The 6553-nt window shown below is 35.7% G+C and carries 6 protein-coding genes; 2 read left to right on the forward strand and 4 right to left on the reverse strand.

Going from position 1 to position 6553, the window contains the following annotated elements; translation table 11 throughout:
* The 4 genes from B3L86_RS04105 to B3L86_RS04120 are packed head-to-tail and all read right to left on the reverse strand — an operon-like array spanning window position 1 to window position 3806.
* Complete coding sequence (locus tag B3L86_RS04105) at window positions 1–633, reverse strand: DUF4141 domain-containing protein (RefSeq protein WP_290859439.1); 633 nt, start codon at window positions 631–633, stop codon at window positions 1–3.
* A 19-nt stretch (window positions 634–652) separates the two neighbouring features.
* Window positions 653–3160, reverse strand: coding sequence for a TraG family conjugative transposon ATPase (locus tag B3L86_RS04110; protein WP_291115310.1), 2508 nt, complete (start codon window positions 3158–3160; stop codon window positions 653–655).
* Window positions 3160–3486, reverse strand: coding sequence for a DUF4133 domain-containing protein (locus tag B3L86_RS04115; protein WP_291115312.1), 327 nt, complete (start codon window positions 3484–3486; stop codon window positions 3160–3162). Before B3L86_RS04115 ends, B3L86_RS04110 begins: the two co-directional genes overlap by 1 nt.
* Window positions 3487–3500: 14 nt before the next feature.
* A complete protein-coding gene (locus B3L86_RS04120; RefSeq protein WP_291115314.1) occupies window positions 3501–3806 on the reverse strand; it encodes a DUF4134 domain-containing protein in 306 nt (101 codons plus the stop codon).
* Between the two features lie 186 nt (window positions 3807–3992).
* Here B3L86_RS04120 and B3L86_RS04125 point away from each other — a divergent pair, with 186 nt between their 5' ends.
* Both B3L86_RS04125 and B3L86_RS04130 read left to right on the forward strand, forming a co-directional pair.
* Window positions 3993–5132, forward strand: a complete 1140-nt coding sequence (locus B3L86_RS04125; protein WP_291115316.1) for a cysteine desulfurase family protein — start codon at window positions 3993–3995, stop codon at window positions 5130–5132.
* 22 nt (window positions 5133–5154) lie between these two features.
* A partial coding sequence (locus B3L86_RS04130; protein ID WP_291115318.1) for an ATP-binding protein occupies window positions 5155–6553 on the forward strand: 1399 nt, incomplete at its 3' end.

The raw sequence follows: 6553 nt of genomic DNA on the forward strand, positions 1-6553 counted from the left end.
TTACCAGTATTTTTGATTGGCAGTTCCATAAAGTTGCAAGACACGTTGGCTGTCATTTTGTTTTTTGGCTCTTAAAAAACTTATGGAAATATTCTTGTTAGTATAGTATCGTACCAGATTATGGTAGTCTTTCACTTCTTTATATACCCTGTCGATAATATCCATTCGCTCCTTATCATTCAGTGACAAACTTGAAGCATTTATAATCTGCTTCAGTTCTTTAAGCAGTTCTGTACTTTCATTTAAAAGCTGTGAATACCCATTGGCAATTGCAGCGAGCTCCTGCGGTGCGAAATTGGGATCGTTCATCATCTTTCCAAAGTTTGTCACGTAGATTTCTGATATATCACCTACCATTAGTACTGTCTGTTGCACCTTACGTGCGTCTTTTACCAGATTGTTGACAGCTTTCAGGGCATCATAGTACTGTTTCCCTTGATTATACACTTTTTCAACTTCCTTGAAGTTTTTGATCACATTGGTAACTGTGGAAGAAGTCTGAACGATTTCCTGTGCACTGTTCACAATACTCTGTGCCAAATTGGTAGGATCGGTCACTACCCATTGGGCTTTTGCGGACGGTGTCGCAACTAACATCAGTACTGCACACACCATGAACATTAATTTTTTCATTGTTTTAAAAATTTAAGGATTAATAATTAGTTATATTTTCTCTTCTTTGGGAAGCAATACGTTTGATTGCCAATTCTACATTTCCGTCCAGGCTTTCCGCGAGCTGCATCACTTCCATCTTTTCCGTTTCTTCGGTAGTATAAGCGAGATACTCTTCGAGTGAAACTTCGGTGGCATAGACCGCCGAGTGCGTTCCACCCAAGCCTATCCATACCTCTTTGTAAAGTCGTGAGGGATTATTGTTCATGTTGATAGATAATACCTGTGCTTTTTCCTTGTCGGTCAATCCGAGCATTGCCTGAATGTCATCGAATTTGTTCATGTACTTTCGCTGATCGAGCAAGATTTTGCAATCTGAATTATTGATAATGCTCTCCTTGACAATGGGCGACTGGATTATGTCGTCAACTTCCTGAGTTACGACAATAGCTTCTCCAAAAAATTTCCTAACCGTTTTAAATAAATACTTGATGTACTCCGCCATTCCTTCTTTTGCAATGGCTTTCCACGCCTCTTCAATTAGAATCAGTTTACGAATACCTTTGAGCCTTCGCATCTTGTTTATAAAAACCTCCATGATGATGATTGTCACTATTGGGAACAAAATTTTATGATCCTTAATAGCATCAATTTCAAACACGATAAAACGTTTGGATAGCAAGTCTAACTGCTTATCAGAATTGAGAAGGTAATCATATTCACCACCTTTGTAGTAAGGTTCCAAAACATTCAGAAAATTGGAGATATCAAAATCTTTTTCCCTTACTTGTTTTTCTTCCAATACCTTACGGTAATCGCCTTTTACATACTCATAGAAACTATTAAAGGATGGATAGGAATCATCTTTTTTAATACGCTCGATATAACCACTCACGGCATTGGAAAGAGCAACCTCTTCTGAACGGGTTGGCGGTTCATCATCACGTTTCCAAAGTGTCAGTATCAAAGTCTTGATACTCTCTCTTTTTTCAATATCAAACACACCATCATCAGTATAGAATGGATTAAAAGCAATAGGATTGTCTTCCGTATATGTGAAGTAAACACCGTCTTCTCCTTTGGTCTTTCCTTTGATTAGTTCGCATAAACCTTGATAACTGTTTCCAGTATCAACTAATAGTACGTGAGCACCCTGTTCATAATATTGTCTAACCATATGATTAGTGAAGAACGATTTTCCCGAACCTGATGGACCCAAAATAAATTTGTTCCGGTTCGTAATAATCCCACTCTTCATTGGCAAATCCGATATATCCAAATGAATAGGCTTTCCAGTTAGGCGGTCTGCCATTTTAATTCCGAATGGTGATGGCGAATTCTGGTAATTTGTTTCTTCGGTAAAGAAGCACAAAGCCGGTTCTATAAACGTGTAAAAGCTTTCTTCACTTGGAAAATCCGCAGCATTACCTGGGATGCCCGCCCAATAAAGTGTCGCCACATCAGTAGTGTTGTGTCTGGGTTTGCACTCCATCAGTGCCAAAGCACTTCCGGTATCGTTCTTTAATTGCTTCAACTCATTTGGATCATCCGACCATGCCATTACATTAAAATGGGCGCGGATAGAAGAAAGCCCGAAAGAATGTGCTTCGTTCAAATACCGTTCAATCCACTCTTTATTTATCTGATTACTTCGGCTGTAGCGTGCCAACGAATGCATGTTCCTTGCCGACTTTTCAAATTTTCTAAGGTTTTCATCACTATTATCAATAAATAGGTACTGGTTATAAATGTGATTACAACTCAATAGCAAACCTACAGGAGAAGCAAACGATAAACGGCAGTCACTTCGGTCGGTGGAAAGTTTTTCATAACGATTATCTGCTGACACTGTTGCTGATAAATCATCCGTATCAGACAAGGTGTGCAGGCATAATCTTTTATTCCCTATACGCAATTCTTCAGCACTTAGAGCAATATCCTCCATCGGACTGTTTGCTTCTTTGGAAAGAGTAAGGTATTGTTCCAGTAACCCTTGTTTTTCACCATTCCCGATAATATCTTCTTCGCTCAGACGGACAAGTTCAACAAATCCAGAATCATTCATAATTCGTTCAAACTGTGCAACGGCTTCCATGAAACGGTGAATTACTTCCTTATCCCTGATTTCTTTCGGAATTAAAGTTCCTTTGCAAAGGGATGAAAAATTGCTTTGCATCCGCATACGCTCTTTGGAAGTTTTGGTCAGAAACAGATAGCAATAATGGTTCAAAAATGGTCGCTCGTTGAAATGGCGTTGATAGGATTTTGCCAAAAAACTCTGGTCTTCCTTTGCCATATCTGGAGCATAACTTTCTTTGATGTACCAATCCTGTTTGTGGATAACCGTATAGTCTGGCAGGGTTTTGATAGCTTTATGCCAAGCGGAATGAATAGCTTCATATTCAGCAGAGGCCACTGTGAACAGTTCCGGTAAATGAACTTTGAAACAGGCGGTAATATCGGCATCTTTAGAAAGAATACAATTATTTTCTATAGCCATCAAAGGAAACTTATTCTCTAAAGTTGATATTTTGGATGCATTTCTCATTACCTGTTGTTTTTTGAAAGTTGAACATAACGATGAATAGATTTTCGACAGAGGATGTACTGAGGATGCCTTTTCTTAGCACCAATTTTCATTAATCCGTGTTCGCCATATTTTTTATTGAGAGAAAAGGTCTGCCAGATGATTAGTGATCCTCCACCAGTTCCTAGAAACAGGCAGATATACGAATTCACACCTGCCATATACAGAATCATTACCAAAATGAGAATACCCAAAAGTCCACCTGCAAAAATGAAGAGATACTGGGATTTAAGCCCCTTAAATTCAACTGTCCTTCCGATTCCTTTATTGATGTTGTAGCTTGCCATCTTTATCACCACGTTTAAAGGAAAAAGGCTTGTAATATTGTAGCTGCCACAATTAGGAATATACAGGCTCCAAACCAGCTAGCTGCTGTTTTTGATGTATCAGGATCACCGCTGCTAAATTTGTTATATACCTTGACGCCTCCAATAAGCCCTACCACAGCACCTATGGCATAAATAAGCTGTACTGCCGGTGCGAAATAGGAAGTGACCATTTGCGTTGCCTCATTAATACCGGCTACGCCGTTACCCTGTGCAAAGGTTTCCGATACTGCTAGGAGTACTACTCCCAATAACAGAACCTTTTTTGTTTGTTTTTTCATGATTTTAATTAATTAGGATTATTACTAATACCCACGTTACGCAGGCTTATGAGACAAATCTAAAGGAGATATATTGCTGAATTAATGAATTGTCTTTGAAAGGAATATTTTGTCATTATAAGACTGAAAAACTGACAAAACTTCTTATATTAGCGTGTTTTAATTTTCTTTAAACTCAATTATTTTTTGAAAAACACTATTACATACTTGGACAATAATGCAACTACACCTGTTGACATTAGAGTTATTGAAGTTGTCACTTCTTATTTCCGCGATATATATGCAAATGCATCTAGTAATTATTCTTTTGGGAATAAGGCAAGACTTGCTATAGAAGATGCTAAAATCAATGTAGCAGAATTGATAAATTCTGATTCAAACGAGATTTATTTTACTTCAGGAACAACAGAGAGTATAAATTTTGCTCTGAAAGGATTAGCATTACATCCCAATAATAATAAAAAGCATATAATCACTTGTCAAACAGAACACAAAGTAGTCATAGAAACTTGTCAATATCTTGAGACTTTAGGATTTAATATAACATATTTACCTGTTGATAGAAATGGAACAATTGACTTAGATCTCTTGAAGAAATCAATCAACATAAATACTCTATTGATTTGTATCATGTGGGTAAACAATGAGACAGGTGTTATTCATCCTATAGAAGAGATTGGAAAAATAGCAAAAGATGCTAATATTTTCTTTCTATGTGACGGAACACAAGGAGTAGGAAAATCTCTAATCAATGTAAATGATTCTAATATAGATGTACTTTGTTTCTCAGGCCACAAAATGTATGCTCCAAAAGGCATAGGGGGAATTTACATAAATCAGAGTCTTACAAAGCAAAATATAATACAGCCATTAATTCATGGAGGGGGGCAAGAAAACGGCTTAAGAAGTGGGACTTATAATGTACCATTGATTGCAGGACTTGGAAGAGCATGTAGTATTGCTCAGGAAGAAATGAAAGAAAATGAAGCTCATATAATGCATCTACAAAATTTTCTTGAGAATGAATTATCACAAATTGATGGAGCTTTTATTAATGGTAAATCAGCCCCAAGGATTTACAATACGGTTAATGTATGTATACCATATTTTGATACTGAAATCTTTATAGGAATGAATAATGATATAGCAGTTAGCAATGGATCAGCCTGTAATTCGGCATTAGTCCAAGCATCACATGTATTGCTTGCAATGGGATTAAGTAATAATGATGCTATGAATAGCTTGCGAATTTCTTTAGGAAAACATAATACAAAAAAAGATATTAATTTGTTAATGCAACGAATTAAGAATTTTATAAATAAATAACTAACTAATCACTTTACGTATATTGAAAGCTTTATTCGAATCTATATATAATTGCAAAACGGAATCAGATATTGATAATCTAATTTCTGATAATTCTTATCTTTCTAATACAGAAAACTGGTTTCCAATCGGGCAAAATGAATCTAATTTCAGCATCATTGAAAATCAGCAATCCAATCCTATTGCCGCTTTAGTAGAAAAAGTAACCAATTCAATAGATGCTACACTGATGAAAAAGTGTTTGGAGCTAGGTTTAGAACCAAAAAGCAAAGAGGCTCCTAAATCAATGGATGAAGCAATAGATATTTTCTTTCCCGATAATAAAAATTGGGATTTGAATACTTTCAGAAGAAACCAAGCCGAAGATATACAGATTATTGCTGATGGTCCCACAAAACAAAGTTCTGTAATTATATATGACAATGGAGAAGGTCAACATCCTGAAGATTTTGAAAACACCTTTCTTTCCTTGATGAAAGGGAATAAAAATGAAATTCATTTCGTACAAGGTAAATACAATATGGGAGGCAGCGGTGCTATTGTATTTTGTGGAACTAAAGGCTATCAGCTAATTGGTTCTAAACGATATGATGGTTCAGGTAGTTTCGGCTTCACACTAGTTAGAGAACATCCTTTATCTAAAGATGAATTAGAAACCAAAAAGAATACATGGTATGAGTATTTAAAAATTGACAACAAAATTCCTGCATTTGATACTACAGAGCTTGATTTAAAATTACTAAACAGGAAGTTTAAAACGGGTTCAATTATCAAGATGTATTCTTATCAAATGAAAGGAATATCAGGTTTTGCTCAGGACTTGAATCAAAGTTTGAATGAATTTTTATTTAAGCCCGTTTTACCAGTTTTTACAATTGACACAAAGGAACGATATCCTAACAATAAAGTTTTAGAAACTACAGTTTATGGATTACAAAGGCGTTTGGAGGAAGAAAAAGATTATGTTGAAGATTGGTTTTCTGAAGAATATGAAGATATTTTATTCGGTAAAATGAAAGTTACCTGTTACGTTTTCAAAGCGAAACAGGAAGGTAAAACAGTCAAAGAAACCAAAGCCGATATTCAAAGGAGATATTTTAAAAACAATATGTCAGTTCTGTTTTCTATGAATGGACAAGTACATGGTCACTATACTACTGAGTTTATCACCCGGAGTTTAAAATACAATCTACTTAAAGATTATCTTTTAATTAATGTAGATTGTACAAAGATGAAGTATGAATTTAGAAAAGACCTTTTTATGGCTTCTCGTGATCGATTAAAAAACGGAGCAAAAGCAGAAGAGCTAAGAGACTATTTGAGGAAAAAATTAACTAAATCCAAACTAGACGATATAAATAAACGCAGAAAGGATTCTATAGGGCTAGAAAGTGAGGACACTTCTGAATTGATTAAAAGCT

Origin of the sequence: Flavobacterium sp. UBA6135, assembly GCF_002428305.1 — a bacterium.
Taxonomy (GTDB): domain Bacteria; phylum Bacteroidota; class Bacteroidia; order Flavobacteriales; family Flavobacteriaceae; genus Flavobacterium.

Bases quoted from the DNA above. Each gene is read 5' to 3' on its own strand.
- B3L86_RS04115 (WP_291115312.1), bottom strand. From the start codon at position 3,486: ATGGCAAGCTACAACATCAATAAAGGAATCGGAAGGACAGTTGAATTT.
- B3L86_RS04105 (WP_290859439.1), bottom strand. From the start codon at position 633: ATGAAAAAATTAATGTTCATGGTGTGTGCAGTACTGATGTTAGTTGCG.
- B3L86_RS04120 (WP_291115314.1), bottom strand. From the start codon at position 3,806: ATGAAAAAACAAACAAAAAAGGTTCTGTTATTGGGAGTAGTACTCCTA.
- B3L86_RS04110 (WP_291115310.1), bottom strand. From the start codon at position 3,160: ATGAGAAATGCATCCAAAATATCAACTTTAGAGAATAAGTTTCCTTTG.